The 16,390-nt window shown below is 61.1% G+C and carries 17 protein-coding genes; 8 read left to right on the top strand and 9 right to left on the bottom strand.

From position 1 onward, the window contains the following. Positions 1-904 (top strand): IS3 family transposase (locus QMX96_RS25045; protein WP_282362640.1); only part of this gene is annotated, 904 nt, incomplete at its 5' end. A 650-nt stretch (positions 905-1,554) separates the two neighbouring features. Here the strand turns inward: QMX96_RS25045 and QMX96_RS25040 are convergent. The 4 genes from QMX96_RS25040 to QMX96_RS25025 form a co-directional block, all read right to left on the bottom strand. Beyond that, positions 1,555-1,854 (bottom strand): hypothetical protein, encoded by a 300-nt coding sequence (locus tag QMX96_RS25040; protein ID WP_282362639.1) that lies wholly within the window; start codon positions 1,852-1,854, stop codon positions 1,555-1,557. A 298-nt stretch (positions 1,855-2,152) separates the two neighbouring features. Further along, a complete protein-coding gene (locus QMX96_RS25035) occupies positions 2,153-2,431 on the bottom strand; it encodes a hypothetical protein (protein ID WP_146095037.1) in 279 nt (92 codons plus the stop codon). 206 nt (positions 2,432-2,637) lie between these two features. Next, a complete protein-coding gene (locus QMX96_RS25030) occupies positions 2,638-3,306 on the bottom strand; it encodes a GntR family transcriptional regulator (RefSeq protein WP_043861034.1) in 669 nt (222 codons plus the stop codon). Positions 3,307-3,373: 67 nt separating this feature from the next. After that, positions 3,374-4,108, bottom strand: a complete 735-nt coding sequence (locus QMX96_RS25025) for an SDR family oxidoreductase (protein WP_043861035.1) — start codon at positions 4,106-4,108, stop codon at positions 3,374-3,376. A 185-nt stretch (positions 4,109-4,293) separates the two neighbouring features. Between QMX96_RS25025 and QMX96_RS25020 the strand changes: the two genes are divergently transcribed. Genes QMX96_RS25020 through QMX96_RS25010 form a run of 3 tightly spaced genes read left to right on the top strand, consistent with a single transcriptional unit; the run spans position 4,294 to position 7,766 of the window. Continuing rightward, positions 4,294-5,325: an ABC transporter substrate-binding protein gene (locus QMX96_RS25020; RefSeq protein ID WP_043861036.1), complete on the top strand. Its 1,032-nt coding sequence runs from the start codon at positions 4,294-4,296 to the stop codon at positions 5,323-5,325. 57 nt (positions 5,326-5,382) lie between these two features. After that, positions 5,383-6,450 (top strand): phosphotransferase, encoded by a 1,068-nt coding sequence (locus tag QMX96_RS25015; RefSeq protein WP_078480780.1) that lies wholly within the window; start codon positions 5,383-5,385, stop codon positions 6,448-6,450. Beyond that, positions 6,447-7,766 carry an aminotransferase class III-fold pyridoxal phosphate-dependent enzyme gene (locus QMX96_RS25010; protein ID WP_282362638.1) on the top strand — a complete coding sequence of 440 codons (1,320 nt, stop codon included), beginning with the start codon at positions 6,447-6,449 and terminating at the stop codon, positions 7,764-7,766. Before QMX96_RS25015 ends, QMX96_RS25010 begins: the two co-directional genes overlap by 4 nt. A gap of 21 nt (positions 7,767-7,787) precedes the next feature. Here QMX96_RS25010 and QMX96_RS25005 read toward each other — a convergent pair whose 3' ends face one another. The 3 genes from QMX96_RS25005 to QMX96_RS24995 all read right to left on the bottom strand — a co-directional run bounded on the left by QMX96_RS25005 (position 7,788) and on the right by QMX96_RS24995 (position 10,426). Further along, positions 7,788-8,297 (bottom strand): flavin reductase family protein, encoded by a 510-nt coding sequence (locus QMX96_RS25005; RefSeq protein ID WP_054916127.1) that lies wholly within the window; start codon positions 8,295-8,297, stop codon positions 7,788-7,790. A gap of 85 nt (positions 8,298-8,382) precedes the next feature. Then, entirely contained in the window at positions 8,383-9,414 is a 1,032-nt protein-coding gene (locus QMX96_RS25000; RefSeq protein ID WP_043861040.1) for a methionine synthase, read from the bottom strand. 28 nt (positions 9,415-9,442) lie between these two features. Continuing rightward, positions 9,443-10,426: a DUF1852 domain-containing protein gene (locus QMX96_RS24995; protein WP_282362637.1), complete on the bottom strand. Its 984-nt coding sequence runs from the start codon at positions 10,424-10,426 to the stop codon at positions 9,443-9,445. Between the two features lie 335 nt (positions 10,427-10,761). On the opposite strand from QMX96_RS24995, the gene QMX96_RS24990 reads away from it, so the two are divergent. Next, on the top strand, positions 10,762-10,944 hold the full coding sequence (locus QMX96_RS24990) for a hypothetical protein (protein WP_054916126.1): 183 nt from the start codon (positions 10,762-10,764) through the stop codon (positions 10,942-10,944). Positions 10,945-11,034: 90 nt separating this feature from the next. Here QMX96_RS24990 and QMX96_RS24985 read toward each other — a convergent pair whose 3' ends face one another. Together QMX96_RS24985 and QMX96_RS24980 are read right to left on the bottom strand one after the other, a co-directional pair. After that, entirely contained in the window at positions 11,035-11,499 is a 465-nt protein-coding gene (locus tag QMX96_RS24985; RefSeq protein ID WP_235384191.1) for a hypothetical protein, read from the bottom strand. 36 nt (positions 11,500-11,535) lie between these two features. Then, the gene (locus QMX96_RS24980) at positions 11,536-12,723 is read right to left on the bottom strand and encodes an MFS transporter (RefSeq protein WP_058541189.1); all 1,188 of its coding nucleotides are present in this window, start codon (positions 12,721-12,723) and stop codon (positions 11,536-11,538) included. Between the two features lie 234 nt (positions 12,724-12,957). On the opposite strand from QMX96_RS24980, the gene ggt reads away from it, so the two are divergent. From ggt to QMX96_RS24965, 3 genes are all read left to right on the top strand, one after another. Then, positions 12,958-14,736, top strand: coding sequence for a gamma-glutamyltransferase (gene ggt / locus QMX96_RS24975; RefSeq protein WP_282362641.1), 1,779 nt, complete (start codon positions 12,958-12,960; stop codon positions 14,734-14,736). A 76-nt stretch (positions 14,737-14,812) separates the two neighbouring features. Continuing rightward, complete coding sequence (locus QMX96_RS24970) at positions 14,813-15,280, top strand: YbaK/EbsC family protein (protein ID WP_043861044.1); 468 nt, start codon at positions 14,813-14,815, stop codon at positions 15,278-15,280. Positions 15,281-15,357: 77 nt separating this feature from the next. Beyond that, positions 15,358-16,332, top strand: a complete 975-nt coding sequence (locus tag QMX96_RS24965) for a hypothetical protein (RefSeq protein WP_043861045.1) — start codon at positions 15,358-15,360, stop codon at positions 16,330-16,332. Positions 16,333-16,390 lie beyond the last annotated feature (58 nt).

Below are 16,390 nucleotides of genomic sequence, written 5' to 3'. Positions count from 1 at the left end.
AAAAGGCCACCGCGCTCTTGATGGCCGAGGAACACGAGCGTTCGCGTTAATCGATCCGCTCCGCTCTGAAGAGCCTGTTGATCTGTTGTGCTCGGTATTTGAAGTCACCCGATCTTGCTACTACGCGTACTGCCGAAAACGTCGAATTCCCGACGTTGAGCGGCTGGTTTTACGCAGTCGAGTGAACGAACTGTTCACCCAAAGCCGCAGCGCGGCGGGCAGCCGAAGCATCATGTTCATGATGCGGGAGGAAGGCATAGAAATTGGGCGCTTCAAGGTGCGTAAGCTGATGAGCGAAATGAAGCTAATCAGTAAGCAACCCGGTTCACATGCCTACAAAAAAGCGACGGTCGAGCGACCAGATATCCCGAACGTGCTAGATCGAGCGTTCACCGTACCGGCACCAAACGAAGTTTGGTGCGGTGACATCACTTATGTCTGGGCTCAAGGTCGCTGGTACTATTTGGCTGCCGTCATCGATCTATTCGCCCGCCGCGTGGTGGGCTGGGCATTTTCAGCGAAGCCCGATGCCGACCTGGTGATCAAGGCATTGGACATGGCCTATGAACTGCGTGGTCGGCCACAGAGCGTGCTGTTTCAAAGCGACCAAGGCAGCCAATACGGCAGCCGAAGCTTCCGTCAGTGGCTGTGGCGTTATCGGTTCAAACAGAGCAGGAGTCGACGGGGAAACTGCCACGACAACGCGCCGATGGAGCGGTTGTTTCGCAGTTTGAAAACAGAATGGGTGCCAACAGTGGGATACATGAGTGCTTCCCTGGCACAGCAGGATATTGGTCGGTTTTTGATGCAGCGCTACAACTGGCAACGGCCACACCAATTCAACGGCGGACTAGCGCTCGCCGTGGTTGAAGAAAAACTTAACGCAGTGTCCGGGATTAGTTGACCACTACACAAACAGGGAGCGTGGCAATGGGGTGGAGAAGCAAGCTGGTAGCGCTCAGGCTGAGGTTCACGCGTCGGCAGCGGTTAGTTGTTGGTGGCGGCGTGTTTGTGGTCGCCCAAGTGGGCTCTTTCTCGTACCCGAGCCAATACTGGCTTTACCTGGTGATCTTCGGGGTTATCGTCCTGAGCAGCGCCTGGTCACCCGAACTGCACCGGAAGCGTTGATGCTCTGACGGGCAGCGTCGTCATTGAAGCACTCGGCCAGCTCTTGGTAGGCCCGCTAATTGGTCTGGCTGCGAGTGCCAGCCCACCCGCACCGAACATCGCTGTCGAGGATGCTGGCCTCACCGTAAGCGATGATCCGGCGCACAACCAGTAGTGCAACCTGGTAAATAGGCACTATTTTTCTCTCTGAAAAAAGTTGGCCGCGCAAAAGAATCGGGCTGTTTCGTGCACTATTTTTTCAAGGCGCTCAGGTGCGTGACGAGTGAACGACGATTGGCGGGTGGGCTGATCAGGGCCTAAAAAGAAAAACTTGCGAGCAGGCCATGGCGGCCTGCTGCAATAACAGTCAGGAGTAGCGAGTGCAGTAGTGTTTTTTACTTTACAGCTTTTCTGGAGGGCTACTCTTTTTGCGGTGCTGTCTGGTTTTTAAGATGCACTCCGGCAGCTTTCGCAGCGCCATCCCTTGTAACTTTCTGCTTTTTCAAGCGCTACAACCAGATCACGACCGGCTATCGTGTTTTGGCAGTTGTTGTGTTTTTCGTTTGGTTTTCTCATCCCCTCGCATTGTTTCTTCAGGAAGGGGCTCACCACCGCCTGCTGCCTTGACGTAAGCGCTCTGAAACCCTTGTCTACGGCTAGCTGGGCGTAGCTTTGTACGCTCGGCTTTTCACCTTGAAATGCGTTCTGCGCGATAAGGGCCGAGAAAATCTCTCGCTCGATAGTCATTCGTTAATCCTTTATTCAACCAACAAGTTTGCTCATGTTTTTTATTATTCTGAGCAATGCGAAAGCATACGTTACCATCGGGTGAGGTTTTATTGAACTGGGTTTCCATCCAGCTATAAAAACGCACGGCTTCACATTTTTTGGTCAATAAAGGTTGGGTTCCTGGTATTTAAAATATTTCAACAGGTCATTGTTACAATTTATTTCTTTTTCAAAAAAGTTTCGCTCTCACTTTAATGGGGTCGTGCACCGTGTAAGTTTCCTGCCTTTCCCGCTAAGTTTACGGTGACAACACGCCTTATGAGTTTTTATGAAGTTCCGCGATTTCCTGTGCCGGGCTGCCACTGAGTGCGCAGCTCGTGGGGAGCACTCGCCCTGTCGATTTCAGCTGCAGGTCGTGCAGGTCCTTCGTCAGCCCCTGGTTCATCGCCACAAGCTTGGCAATGTTCCTGCGCGCCTTGCCCAGCTCTCGGGTCAGGTATTCGGCCTCATTCGTAATGAGCACCACCTGGTGCTTCCACATCTCCAGCTCAGTGGGCGCTCCGAAGCCGTCAAAGTCTTCAATGTCTTGGGTCATTTCCGCCACCATATGGATACTGTTTGCATATACAGTAATCCAGTCGGGCGAGCACGGCGAGCCGAGGCGACGAATTGCACGGGGAGGGGGATTTTTCGGTCGGCAGGACGCCGGAACAGGGGTGAGAATCGGTTTCAGAGCGCCAGCAGCGCCACTTGCAGCATGCGGCCTGTCGCATGCCGAGTTATCGCCAGCACCACGCCCCTTCAGTCATGCTCCATCTGAACATACTCCAGCATCTTCTGGCTCCCATCCAGAATGTCACTGCAGATCGCCAGGCGAGCCGCCGCACCATCGCGCTGCTTCAACGCCTCCAGCACATCCCAGTGATGATCAATCGCCATGCGCTCGTTGAACCCGCCGTAGGCCCGGGCAATCAGCGGCCCGGTACGCATCCACAACCCATCCAGCAGGCTGACCAGCACCGGCATATCGGCGATTTCCGCCAACCTGAAGTGAAACTCGTGGTTGAAGGTCAGCGCGGACCTCAAGTCATTGTCCTTGATCGCCACCAGGTTGTTCTGAATGCAGGTTTGCAGCCGCGCCACTTGCTCCTCGGTCGCCAGCGATGCAGCTGTTTCGGCCGCCAACCCCTCGAGCGAGAGCCGGATGCTCCTGATCTCCAGGTACTGCTTGGAAGTCAGTACCGGCACACGAATGTCCCGCGGTGTCTTCAGAACCAGCGCCTGCTCCTTTGCCAGTTGAAGAATCGCGTCCCGCACTGGTGTGACACTCGTACCCAGCTGTTCGGCAAGGTCGCGTATGCGCAGCCGGTCGTTAGGCTGGAAGCGCCCTGTAATCAGGGCTTCGCGCAGCAGGCCATAGATACCGCTGCCAAGGTAGGAGTGTTTCAGGTGCTCAATCGGATAATTCATCGCGTACTCGTGTGCGGCGCAGGCCCGGCGGGAGAGGGGAGGCTACCGGCAGCGATTATCGAGTAACTCAAACATGTTGCCCACCGTTTACATGGATTTCTGCGCCATTGACGTACGAAGCGCCCTGCGTGCAGAGAAAATGCACCAACGCCGCGACTTCCTCGGGCTTGCCCATGCGTTTCATCGGGATCGATCGCTCCACGATCAGCTCGGTGCCAGCGGACAGGATGGAGGTGTCGATCTCCCCCGGGGCGATCGCGTTCACCCGAACCCCATAGGGCCCGAAGTCGTGCGCCATCTCGCGCGTCAGCGCCGACAGCGCCGCTTTGGAGCAGGCATACGCCACCCCTGCGAACGGGTGCACCCGCGAACCGGCAATGGAGGTGACGTTGATCACCGAGCCCTTTGCCGCCTTGAGCTCCTCGAACAACCCCCGCGCCAGCAGGGCCGTCGAGAAGATGTTCACGTTGAACACGTTCAGCCAGGTCGAGTAGTCGGACTCCAGCACCCCCAGTCGCTCCCCATCCGGGCCTTTGGGTGAAACGCCGGCGTTGTTGACCAACGCATCCAGCCGCCCCCCGAGTTTTTCCCGGATTTCCGGAAGCCTGCGCTGTATGTCCTCCACGCTCCCCAGGTCGAGGTGAATGTGGTTGGCGATGCCTTCGGCCCAGGGGCAGCCTTCGCCCAGGTCCTGCCTCGAGGCGGTAAACACGCGCCAACCCGCAGCACTGAAATGTTTCACGGTGGCGTGGCCGATGCCCCGGCTGGCACCGGTGAGAAGCAGCGTACGTTGATCGGTCATGGCGGGTTCCCTGTTCATTGATGAGGGCAAGTGTAGCGTAAAATATGATGCATCATATTTATTATGTGTTTTAATGCGTCCCGTCCCCACCGGGGAAGCGTCACGTTCGATCGATTGCTGCCACTACAAGAAAACTGCCATCCCTTTAAAGCTGCCCACGACCCGTAGCTGACCTGGAGAGACGCATGAATAAGAAAATCGCAGCTGTACTATTGCTCGCAACCATCGCAAGCCCGCTGTATGCCGCTGAAAAGCTGACCGTGGTGTCCTTCGGCGGCAACAACCGCCAGGCGCAGGAGAAGGCGTTCTACAAACCCTTCACCGCCCAGACCGGCGTGGCCATCACCGCCGACGACTACAACGGCGAAATGGCCAAGATCAAGGTGATGGCCGACACCGGCAAAACCAGCTGGGATGTGGTGGAGGTCGAATCGCCCGAGCTCATCCGTGGTTGCAGCGAAGGGGTGTTCGAACCGCTGGACTGGAGCCGGATAGGCAACAAGGAAGACTTCATTCCTGCGGCCGTCAGCGACTGTGGTGTCGGCATCTTCATCTGGTCCACCGTGCTGACCTACGACCCCAACAAACTCGCCTCCAGCCCGCAAGGCTGGGCCGACTTCTGGGACCTGAAGAAGTACCCCGGCAAGCGCGGCCTGCGCCGCGGCGCGAAGTTCACGCTGGAGTTCGCGCTGCTCGCCGATGGGGTAGACAACAAGGACCTCTACACGCTGCTGGGTACTGAAGAGGGTGTCAAACGTGCGTTCAAGAAGCTCGATGAAATCAAGTCCAGCATCCAGTGGTGGGACTCCGGCGCGCAGCCGCTGCAATGGCTGATCGCCGGTGACGTGGTCATGACCTCCGCCTACAACGGCCGTGTCACCTCTGCCCAGGAGGAAGGCCAGTCGTTTGCGATGCAATGGAATGGCAGCCTCTACGACCTCGATCACTGGGCCATCGTGAAAGGGGCGCCGAAAAAGGAACTGGCCGAGCGCTTCATCGCGTTCGCCAGCGAGCCCATGCAACAGAAGAACTTCGTCGAGGCCATCCCCTACGGGCCCAGCAACACCGGCGCGATGGACCTGCTGGACAAGCGCGTGGGCGAAAAATTGCCCACCGCCCCGCAAAACCTGAAAAACGCCCGTGCCACCGACGCCGAGTTCTGGATCGACCACGGTGAGGATCTGGAGGAACGCTTCAACGCCTGGGTCAACAAGTGATGCATGGCGCCCCTGAAACCGGGGGCGCCATTCAAAGGCCGTATAAGGATGCGAGTCATGCCCCTTGAAAATCTGGCTGTCGATGACAGCCTGCTCGAAGCTGCTCCGGCACGGGTCACCGATGCGCAGGCGTGTGCAGTGCTGCGCCAGCAATTCGGTTTGAGCGGCACGCTCGAAAAACTGGGCGGCGAGCGCGACCTCAATTTCCGCGTGATGCTTCAAGACGGCTCATCCCGGTTGTTCAAGCTCTCCCACCCGCTTGAAAACCCCGATGTGGTCGACTTCCACAACCAGGCGATGCGAAGAATCGAGCTTCGCGATCCCGGGCTTGCGGTTCAGCGCGTGCACCCCTCGCTTGAGGGCCAGTACGCCACCTTCGTCGAGATCGACGGGCAGCGCATGCTGGCGCGGCTGCTGTCCTTCGAAGACGGCATGCCCCTTCACTGCGTGAGTCACCCCACACCGACGTTTCGCCGGGTCATCGGGCAGTCCATCGCCCGGCTTGACGTGGCGCTGCAAGGGTTTGCCCACCCCGCTGCCGGGCATGCGCTGCTGTGGGACATGCAGCACGCCGCGCACCTTCGACCGCTGCTGGTGCACATCGAACCCGGCCCCGGACGAAGCCTGGTGCAGCGCAGCCTCGAGCAGTACGCGTCGGTGGTGGTGCCAAGCATCCCCGGGCTGCGCAAGCAGGTCATTCACAATGACACCAACCCGCACAACATCATCGTGGATGCCCACAACCCCGATGTGCTGCGCAGCATCCTCGATTTCGGTGACATGGTGCATGCGCCCCTGGTCAACGAGGTCGCGGTTGCCGCTTCCTACCACCTTGGGCAGGTAGGCGATGTACTGGAGCCGGCCCTGGATGTGATTGTCGGCTACCACCAGTGCAACCCCCTGAACCAGCAGGAGCTGGCGCTGCTGCCCGAGCTGCTGGCCACGCGCCTGGCGTTGGCCCTGTGCATCAACTCCTGGCGCGCCGAACTGCATCCGGACAATCGCCAGTACATCCTTCGAAACACCCAGCGTGCCTGGGCAAACCTGAAGGCACTGTCGGCGCTGTCTCGCGCTGAAACAGAGGACCGAATTGCTTCGGCCTGCCTGCGAGCAAATCGAGCATGAGCATGATCAACAGCTTCACGTCAGCCGACGCCACCCGGCTTTCGGAATCGCAGCGCTGCCTGATCGAGCGCCGCGAGCGGTTACTGGGCCCGGCATACCGCCTGTTCTACGAGCGACCGCTGCACACCGTTCGAGGGGAGGGCGTATGGCTCTTCGACGAGCAGGGCCGTCGCTACCTGGACGCCTACAACAACGTTGCCTCCATCGGTCACTGCCATCCCCGGGTGGTCGAGGCGATGCATCGGCAGTCGCAGGTGCTGAACACGCACACCCGTTACCTGCAGGAGGGCATTCTCGACTATGCCGAGCAGTTGCTGGGTACCTTCACCGATGACCTGGATCGCGTCATGTTCACCTGCTCCGGGAGCGAGGCGAATGATCTGGCGCTGCGCATCGCCAGGCACTGCACCGGTGGCACCGGCGTCATCATCACCCGGTTCGCCTACCACGGCGTCACCGCAGACATCGCCGAGCTTTCACCATCGCTTGGCAGCGCCATGGTGCTCCCGGCGCATGTGCGCACCGTTCGCGCACCTGACGCTTACCGTCTGGGGGCCGAAAACGTGGCGTCGATGTTTGCCGCAGACGTGCGCGCCGCAATCGATGACCTCAAGGCGCACGGCATCCGCCCGGCGGCAATCCTGCTGGATGGCATCTTCTCCAGCGACGGCGTGCTGCCCGGGCCGGCGGGCTGTATCGCCGAGGGTGTGGCGCTGGCCCAGGCCGAAGGCCTGCTGTACATCGCCGATGAGGTACAGCCGGGTTTTGCGCGTACCGGCCTTAACATGTGGGGGTTTACCAGGCACAACGTGCGCCCGGACCTCGTCACCCTCGGCAAGCCCATGGGCAATGGCCAGCCCATTGCCGGCATCGTCGGGCGCTCCCAGGTGGTCGATCACTTCGGCAGGAGCATGCGCTACTTCAATACCTTTGGCGGCATCCCGGTCTCGTGTGCGGCAGGCCAGGCGGTGCTGGACGTCATCCGCGAAGAACACCTGCAGCAGAGGGCCCATCACATTGGCAGCTACCTGCTGGACGGCCTGACACGGCTTGCCCTGCGCCATCAAATGATCGGCGACGTCAGGGGGGCCGGCATGTTCCTTGGGGTTGAGCTGGTCACCGACCGCGCCACCAAGGCACCCGCAGCCAGGCAGGCCCGCCAGGTGGTCAACGCGATGCGCGAGCAGGGCGTGCTGATCAGCGCCGCCGGTCCGCACCAGAACGTGCTCAAAATCCGTCCGCTGCTGGCGTTTACCGAAGAGCATGCGCAGATGCTTGTGGAAGCGGTCGATACCGCGATGCAAGGGGCTTGTTGAGAAGGCCAGGCCCCTGGTTCCTCAGCCTGCGCCGTGGGCGGCGAGGTTGCAGTATTGCCCCTTGAAGTACAGCAAGGGCTGTGTGGCGGCAGTTTGCTGCAGGTTCAGCGCCTTCACTTCGCCAATCACGATCAGGTGATCACCGGCGACGTGTTCGGCGTGGATCTCGCAATCGAGCCAGTGCAGGCTGCCGGCAATGATCGGGTTGCCCAGTGGCGATGCCTGCCATTGCACGCCCTGCCACTTGTCGGTACCTCGTCGGGCGAACTGGTTGGAGATCCCGACCTGTTCACCGGACAGGATATTGACCGCGAAGCGGCCTGCCTGGCGGATCCTGGGGTAGCTTGCCGAACCGGCCATCACGCTGAACGACACCAGCGGCGGGCTCATCGACACGCTATAGAACGACTGGCAGGTAAAGCCGACCGGCTCCTCCTCGATCTGCGATGTGATCACCGTGATACCGGATGCGTAGTGCCCGAGCGCTTCGCGAAAGCGCAATGGCTCGATGGCAGTACTGGAACGTGACATGGTTGGTCCTGGCTGAAGGGGCGGGTCCAAAGGCGGCGGGGAGGGGGCAAGTCGCTCGATCAGCGCTGCAACCCCTCCTGCACCCTTATCGGTTCAAGAGCTCTCTGCGCACGATGTCCGCGCCGGCGCTCAAGGCGTTCAGCTTGCCGCGCGCCACCTCGCGGGGCAGAGGGGCCATGCCGCAGTTGGTGCACGGGTAGAGCTTGTCGGCGTCCACGAACTGCAGCGCTTTGCGCAGGGTGTTGGCCACTTCCTCGGGGGTTTCGATGGCGTGGTTCGCCACATCGATGGCCCCCACCATCACTTTCTTGCCGCGAATCAGCTCGATCAGGTCCATCGGGACATGGGAGTTGTGGCACTCCAGCGAGATGATATCGATGCCGGATTTCTGCAGCTTGGGGAAGGCTTCCTCATATTGGCGCCACTCCGAGCCCAGCGTCTTTTTCCAGTCGGTATTGGCCTTGATGCCGTAGCCGTAGCAAATATGCACGGCCGTTTCACATTTGAGCCCTTCGATCGCCCGTTCCAGGGTGGCCACGCCCCAGTCATTCACCTCGTCGAAGAACACGTTGAAGGCAGGCTCGTCGAACTGGATGATGTCCACGCCCGCCGCCTCCAGCTCTCGGGCTTCCTGATTGAGGATCTTGGCAAATTCCCAAGCCAGCTTTTCCCGGCTTTTGTAGTGGCTGTCATACAGCGTGTCGATCATGGTCATGGGGCCGGGCAGGGCCCATTTGATGGGCTGGCTGGTCTGCTGGCGCAGAAACCTGGCATCTTCGACAAACACCGGTTTTTGCCTGGCAACAGCACCCACAACGGTCGGCACGCTTGCGTCATAGCGGTCACGAATTCTGACGGTTTCGCGCTTCTCGAAATCCACTCCGCTCAGGTGCTCGATAAAGGTGGTAACGAAGTGCTGGCGGGTCTGTTCGCCGTCGCTGACGATATCAATGCCTGCGTGTTGCTGTTCCTGCAGGGCCAGGCGCAAGGCATCCTGCTTGCCTTCGAGCAGTTCCTCGCCGTGCAGCTTCCAGGGCGACCAGAGCGTCTCGGGTTGTGCAAGCCAGGACGGTTTGGGCAGGCTGCCCGCAGTGGAGGTGGGTAGCAGTTTTTTCACGATAGATGACCTTGTATGTTCTGAATGATCAAAGCGCGTATTGGGCGGACCACTGCTCAAGCACGGTCTGGTAGGGCTTGATGAAGTGCTCTTCGACAAACCTGCCCTGTTCGATGGCCAACTGACTGCGCTCTTCTCGATCGTAGACAATGCGGGTCAACGAGTAATCCTGGTGATTCAAGCTCGGCTGATAGGATCGACCTGCTGCTGAATTCGCGTTGTAGATTTCAGGGCGATAGATCTTCTGGAAGGTATCCATCGTGCTGATGGTGCTGATCAGTTCAAGGTTGGTGTAATCCCCAAGCAGGTCCCCAGCAAAGTAGAACGCCAGCGGTGCCACGCTGTTGGCAGGCATGAAGTAGCGAACCTTCAGGCCCATCTTCCGGAAGTACTCATCGGTCAGGGAATATTCGTCCTGCTGGTATTCGGTGCCCAATACCGGGTGCTGGTTTTCGGTGCGCTGATAGGTCTTGCTGCTGGAAACACTCAGGCAGATGACCGGTGGTTTTTTGAAGTGTTCTTTATAAGTGCTCGAGTTCACGAAATGCTTGAACAGCTTGCCGTGCAGCTCGCCGAAATCCTCCGGCGTGCTGAACCCCTGCTGGTTCTTGTTGTGCCCCAGCAACAGTACGCTGAAGTCATAATCGCGCACGTAAGAGGAGAAGTTGTTGCCTACGATGCCCTCGATGCGTTCGCTTGTTTTGCGATCCACAATGGTGGTCTGCAATATTTCAATCAGCGGCAGGGCGGTGTCCCTGTGCTCGGCATCCATGTTCATTTCCACGGAAATGATTTCAAGTTCGACGTTGTAGCGGTTGCCTTTCGGGTTGTCCCAGTGCGCCAGGGCGTTGAAACGATTGTCGATCATCGTCAGGGTATTGCGCAGATTCTCCTGGCGACGCTGCCCCCTCGCCAGGTTCGCGAAGTTGGTGGTCGTGCGGGTGTTTTCAGCGGGGCGATAATGTTCGTCGAAATGAATACGCTTGATCGAGAATGTAAATGCTGTGCTCATTTTAATCGGGTGCCCTGATGGTCCGAGATAAAAACCGAATCTACATTTGCCCTCTTCGGCAAGTTTGATTCGTTGTAGGTTTTTTTGCTCGGGCGTCTTGAAGTATTCCTTAATTGGGGCGTATTTTATGTCCGGGCATCGAACGAGTTAAATTGAATTGATTTCATGGGAACGTTAGCCACCCTCATGATGCTCATCTGCAGGGCTTTTGATTATTATTTTCCACCTTGGCCAATAAGCGGCAGGTTCGCTTTTTCAAGATGCGCGCAGGCCATGGTGACCATTGAGGCCTCAAGGCGCTGAAGGCCACGGCGTCACTTGTTGCGGATATATAAATGAAACCACTGATCACGGCCCTTGCGCTGTTCATCCTCGCCGGCTGTACCTCCAGCGGCGCTCCCACGGCTGAGCAGCAAACCCGGGAATGCATGAACTATCACGCCATGATGACCGCGCCCATGGCGCCCGATGCCATGCAGCGCCTCAAGGCTGCATGCGAACAGTCCAGGCTTCGATAGCGGCCTAGGCTCTGTACGAAAAGCCTTGATACTCGATGATGCTGCGTTGAAAACAGCCTGACCTTCGTCTCAAGACTTTTCATACAGACCCTAGTCCCAGGCCATCACCACGCCTTCCAGCCGGCGAAATTCATCCAGTGTGCGGTGGAATTCGGCGCGTTCAAAGGTGGCGGTGCAAGCGGCCTCGAACCAGCTGACGCGGGGCTGCTCCAGGGTGATCACCTCGTGCAGCAGGCCGAAGCGCCGCCAGTGGATGTGGTCCTCATGGGCGTGTTGCTCCACGACGATGACCGTGCAGCTAAGGTCCAGGTCATCGGAGCACACCAGCAGCGGCACCAGGGTGGTCCACCCAGGGGCAGTGGAGTAGCTGCGGTCCCACACCAGTTCATTATCGTCTTCGCCGTAGAGGCCGGCATGCGCTGCCACCAGATGAAGCTGTGCAGCGGGGTCTCGTGTTGGCAGCCAGACTTCCAGCGGCGCGCCATCGATGGCGAAGGTCGAGTAGAAGCCCTGGCTGTACTTCGATTTGAAGCTGGCGATTGAAAGCTGGTTCACGTTGGTTTCTTTCCTTTGGCAAAACCTGGCAGGCCCTCAGTGCCCGCCCTTCATCCGCCGCGCCACCAGGTAGATCCCCAACCCCACCAGCGCAGTCGCCGCGCCAATGTAGCCGGTACTGGTCCAGCCGAACCCCGCGGTAATCGCCATGCCGCCAAACCATGGCCCCAGCGCATTGGCCAGGTTGAACGCCGCATGGTTCGATGCCGCCGCCAGGCTCGGCGCTTCATGTGCAATGTCCATCAGGCGAATCTGCAAGGGGGCGGCCAGTGCGATCATGGTGCCGACCAGCCCGCAGCCCAGCAGCACGCCCCATGGCGAACTGGCCGCGAAGGGGAACAGGCTCAGCACGAGAATCGACCATACCAGCACCAACCCCACCGCGCGAAACTGCAGGCGGTCGAACAGCTTGCCGCCCGCGATGTTGCCGATGATGCCGCCCACCCCGAACGCCGCCAGCCCGAATGGAATCCACTGTGGCGACACCTTGGTCACCTGCAGCATGGTCGGCGCCAGGTAACTGAACACGCAGAACATGCCGGCAAAACCGATCGAGGCGATGGCCAGCGCCATCCACACCTGCGGCAGGCGAAACGCCTGGAGCTCCTTGCGCGGGTCGCTGCGCACTTCATCGTGACGCTGCGGCACGTAGCGCCACACCAGCCCGATGGTGCACAGCGCAATCGCGCCCACCAGCACGAACGCCGCACGCCAGCCGAAGAACTGCCCCAGGAAGGTCGCCACCGGGTTGCCCAGCAGCATCGCCAGGGTGAGCCCCATCATCACCCGTGCCACCGCGCCCGCGCGCTGGTCGGTGGCCACCATGCTCGAGGCCACCACCGCCGCGATGCCGAAGTAGGCGCCGTGGGGCAGGCCGCTGATAAAGCGAAACGCCACCAGCCCGGCGAAGGAGGGCGCGAAGGCCGTGGCCAGGTTGCCGATCGCATACAGCGCCATCAGCAACAGCAGCATGTGCTTGCGCAGCAGCTTGGCGCCCAGAATCGCCAGGGCCGGCGCACCTACCATCACGCCCAGGGCATAAGCGCTGATGGCATGGCCCACCTGGGGCTCGCTCAGGTGCAGGTTGCTGGCGATGTCGGGCATCAGCCCCATGATCGCGAACTCGCCGGTACCGATGGCAAAACTCCCCAGGGCCATGGCGGCTTCCATCTTGCCGACGGTGGCTCTGGAATAGGCGAGTGGCGGCGCTTGCTGAATGGTCATCTGAATCCTTGAAACAAACTGAAACGTTAAAGCGGGAAGCTTAATCAATCTGCACCCTACGCGTCGAGAATCAGGGCACGCGCATTGGAATCGCCGCACAAGGCGCGGTGAGTACCGGGCCTGCTCGCGTCAATCACGCTACCATTGCCCGCGTTCCCCAAACGCCCAATGGAGTTGGTCTTGACCGGTTACCCAACCACCCGCAAACACCTGATGCACGCCCTCGGCTTCTCGATGGCAGCGTTGCTGCTCGGCGCCTGCACCAGCGCAACCCCGCCTGCGCCATCCAGCACCGCCTTGCCCGCCGCCCCGGAAATCGCCTCGGGCTACCGCGCAGGCATGGCCCCCGTACAGGCACAGCACCATATGGCCGCGGCAGCCAACCCCCTGGCAAGCGCCGCCGGCCAGGCGATGTTGCGCAAGGGCGGGTCTGCGATCGATGCCGCCATTGCCATGCAGGCGGTGTTGACCCTGGTGGAGCCGCAGTCCAGCGGCATCGGCGGCGGCGCCTTCATCCTGTACTGGGATGGCAAGCAGGTGCAGGCGTTCGATGGGCGGGAGACGGCGCCCCAAGGGGCCGACAGCCGCCTGTTCCTGAAGCCGGACGGCACGCCGATGGGATTCAAGGACGCCCAGATCGGCGGTCGCTCGGTGGGCGTGCCCGGTGTGCTCAGGGCCCTGGAGATGGCGCACCAGCAACACGGCAAGCTGCCCTGGCGCGCCCTGTTCCAGCCGGCCATCGATTTGGCCCGCGACGGCTTCCCCGTGTCTGCGCGGCTGCACGCCCTGATTGCCGCCTCCACCTCGATACCGCAGTCGCCTGCACTGGCCCGCTACCTGCTCACGCCCCAGGGCCAGCCCTTGCCCGTGGGCACGCTGCTGAAGAACCCCGAGCTGGCGCAAACCCTGGAGGCCATCGCCAACCAGGGCCCGGACGCCTTCTACCACGGGCCCATCGCCGAGGCGATGGTGCAGCAGGTCAGTACCCACAGTAACCCCGGCACGTTGTCGCTGAGCGACATTGCAGGCTATCGGGCCAAGGTGCGCGCGCCGGTATGCGGGCCGTACAAGCAGTGGACGGTCTGCGGCATGCCGCCACCGTCGTCCGGTGGCGTCGCGGTACTGCAGACGCTGGGCATCCTGGAGGCGCTGCAGCACCAGAAACCGGCACTGGACCTGGCCGCGATGGCGCCCGAAAAAGCTCGCCCCGGGGGCGTCATGCAACCCTCCGCCCAGGCCGTGCACCTGATTGCCGAAGCCGAGCGCCTGGCCTATGCCGACCGCGCCCTGTACCTGGCCGACAGCGACCAGGTGCCGGTCAATGTGCCCGGGCTCACCAGCAAGGCGTACCTGGCCCAGCGCGCCACGCTGATCGGTGATCGGAGCATGGGCGTCGCCACTGCCGGTGTGCCGCCCGGCATGCCCCTGGCGTGGGCGCCTGACCGCTCGCCATTGCGCATTTCCACCTCGCAGATCGTCGCGGTGGACGATCAGGGCGGCGCGCTGTCGATGACCACCTCGGTCGAGGCGGCGTTCGGCTCTCATGTGCTGGTCAAGGGCTTTCTGCTCAACAACCAGATGACCGACTTTTCGTTCATCCCCGAGGAGAACGGCAAGCCGGTGGCCAACCGCATCGCACCGGGCAAGCGGCCGCGCTCCTCGATGGCGCCGACCCTGGTGTTCGACCAGGCCAGCGGCCAGCTGGTGGCCGCCCTCGGCTCGCCCGGCGGCTCGCAGATCATCGAGTACGTGAACAAGGCGCTGATCGGCTTGCTGGACTGGAAGCTCGACCCGCAGCAGGCCGTCGACCTGCCCAACTTCGGCAGCCGCAACGTCGGCACCGAAGTGGAGGCCGGGCTGGTCGGCCCCGCCCTGATCGAGCAGCTCAAGGCCCGCGGGCATGCGGTATCGCCCATCGAGATGACCAGCGGCACGCAGGTCATCGTGCGTGATGGGCAGGGCTGGTCGGCCGGTGCCGACCCACGTCGCGAGGGCGTCGCGTTGGGCGACTGAGTTTTTTGCCTGCCCAAGCTGGTAGGGTACGCAACGGTATCCCGCCAGGGCTGTTTTTTCAGAGGATCAAGCGAAGATGAGTCTGCAGTCAGTCAAAGCGTTTTTCTCCCACCATTCACCCGACCTGCAGGTGCTGGAACTGGCGTCCAGCACCGCCACCGTCGCCCTGGCCGCCGAGGCGCTGGCGGTCGAGCCGGGGCAGATCGCCAAATCGCTCTCGCTGCGCGTGGGCGAGGAGGTGATCGTGCTGGTGGTACGCGGCGATGCGCGCCTGTGCAACCGCAAGTACAAGCAGCAGTTCGGCGTCAAGGCACGCATGCTCGAGGCCGAGCAGGTCGAGCAGCACACCGGCCACCCCATCGGCGGCGTGTGCCCCTTCGGCCTGAGCCAGCCGCTGCGGGTGTACTGCGACGAGTCGCTGAAGGACTTCGAGGTGGTCTTCCCCGCCGGCGGTGCGGTCAATGCGGCGGTGCGCATCGAGCCCGAGCGCCTGGCCACCCTGGTCAACGCGCAGTGGGTCGACGTGATCCAGCCACTGGCCTGAAGTCGCCAGGCGCGCGGTGGTGGCGCCGGGCGCGATTACCCTCTATAAAAACCGCTCCATTATCTAAGGAGCGGTGCATGGAAATCTCGGCTTTGTCTATCGGTGTCGATATCGCCACCAGCGTGGCGATCGTCGGCTCGGCGGTCACCTTCATGCTCAACCAGCGCCGTCAAAACAAGACCGAAGCGGTGATGAAGCTTCACGAGCAGGTGCGCACCATCTCCATCCAGCAACTGCAGGAAGAGCTCGAAACCCTGTCCCGCCAGTTCACCCACCAGATCATCGCGCCCACCCAGAAGATCATTCACATGGCGCACCTGTCGCGTCGCCTGAGGGAGCAGGACGCGTCGCCCGCCAGAATGCGCGAAATGCTGGTCGACAGTGATCGCTTCCAGGAAACCCAGGCCAGCATAGCCGAACTGATCGAACAGACCCGCCTGTTCGTCAAGGAAGTGCACGCGGCCAAGTACCGTATCTTTCCGGTGCTGTTCAACCTGCATGAAGGCAACGCGCTGATCCAGGAATACCGCGAGTGCAGCGATGCGCTGCTGCAGGCAAGCAACCAGCTTGGCCCGCGACACACCTCGCTGATGCAGGAGACGCTGGCCTTCACCCAGGCGCTGCAGGCGTCCGGGCAACACATCGAGCAGTTGAAGGTTCAGTGGGCGCAAATGGCCTTCAGCATCGCGAAGGACGAAGAATACCGGGCCTGGGTCGACCTGTTCATCGAGGACGGCCAGGAAGACGCCTACTGGCAGGCCATCAACGGCTCGGACATCGAGCTCAAGCGCGACCTGTGCAGCACCGTTGCCGTACGCATCATGCACATGCTCGAGCATGATCCGGGGCGTGCCGCCAGCACCCAGATCAGCATGGTGCACAAGCCGGCCATCGCCTTGACCACCCAGGCCAAGCGCCTGCTGGTACTGCTGTCGGCGTCCATCGCCTGGCTCAGTTGCAAGGCCGAAGATCGCACCAGCGATACCATGGAGCACCTCAAGGCCGCCTTTGCGTCCGACCAGATGCTGGCGCTGGATTCCGAACTGTATTGAGGGCAACGGCGGGGGGGGGGGGCCGGCCGCGCCCACCCCCCCCCCCCGCGCGGGGCGC

The sequence above is a fragment of the Pseudomonas sp. PS01300 genome (assembly GCF_029960155.1).
GTDB lineage: Bacteria > Pseudomonadota > Gammaproteobacteria > Pseudomonadales > Pseudomonadaceae > Aquipseudomonas > Aquipseudomonas palmensis.
Note: the sequence above shows the minus strand (reverse complement) of the source record. Positions and strands in the feature narration are given on the sequence as shown.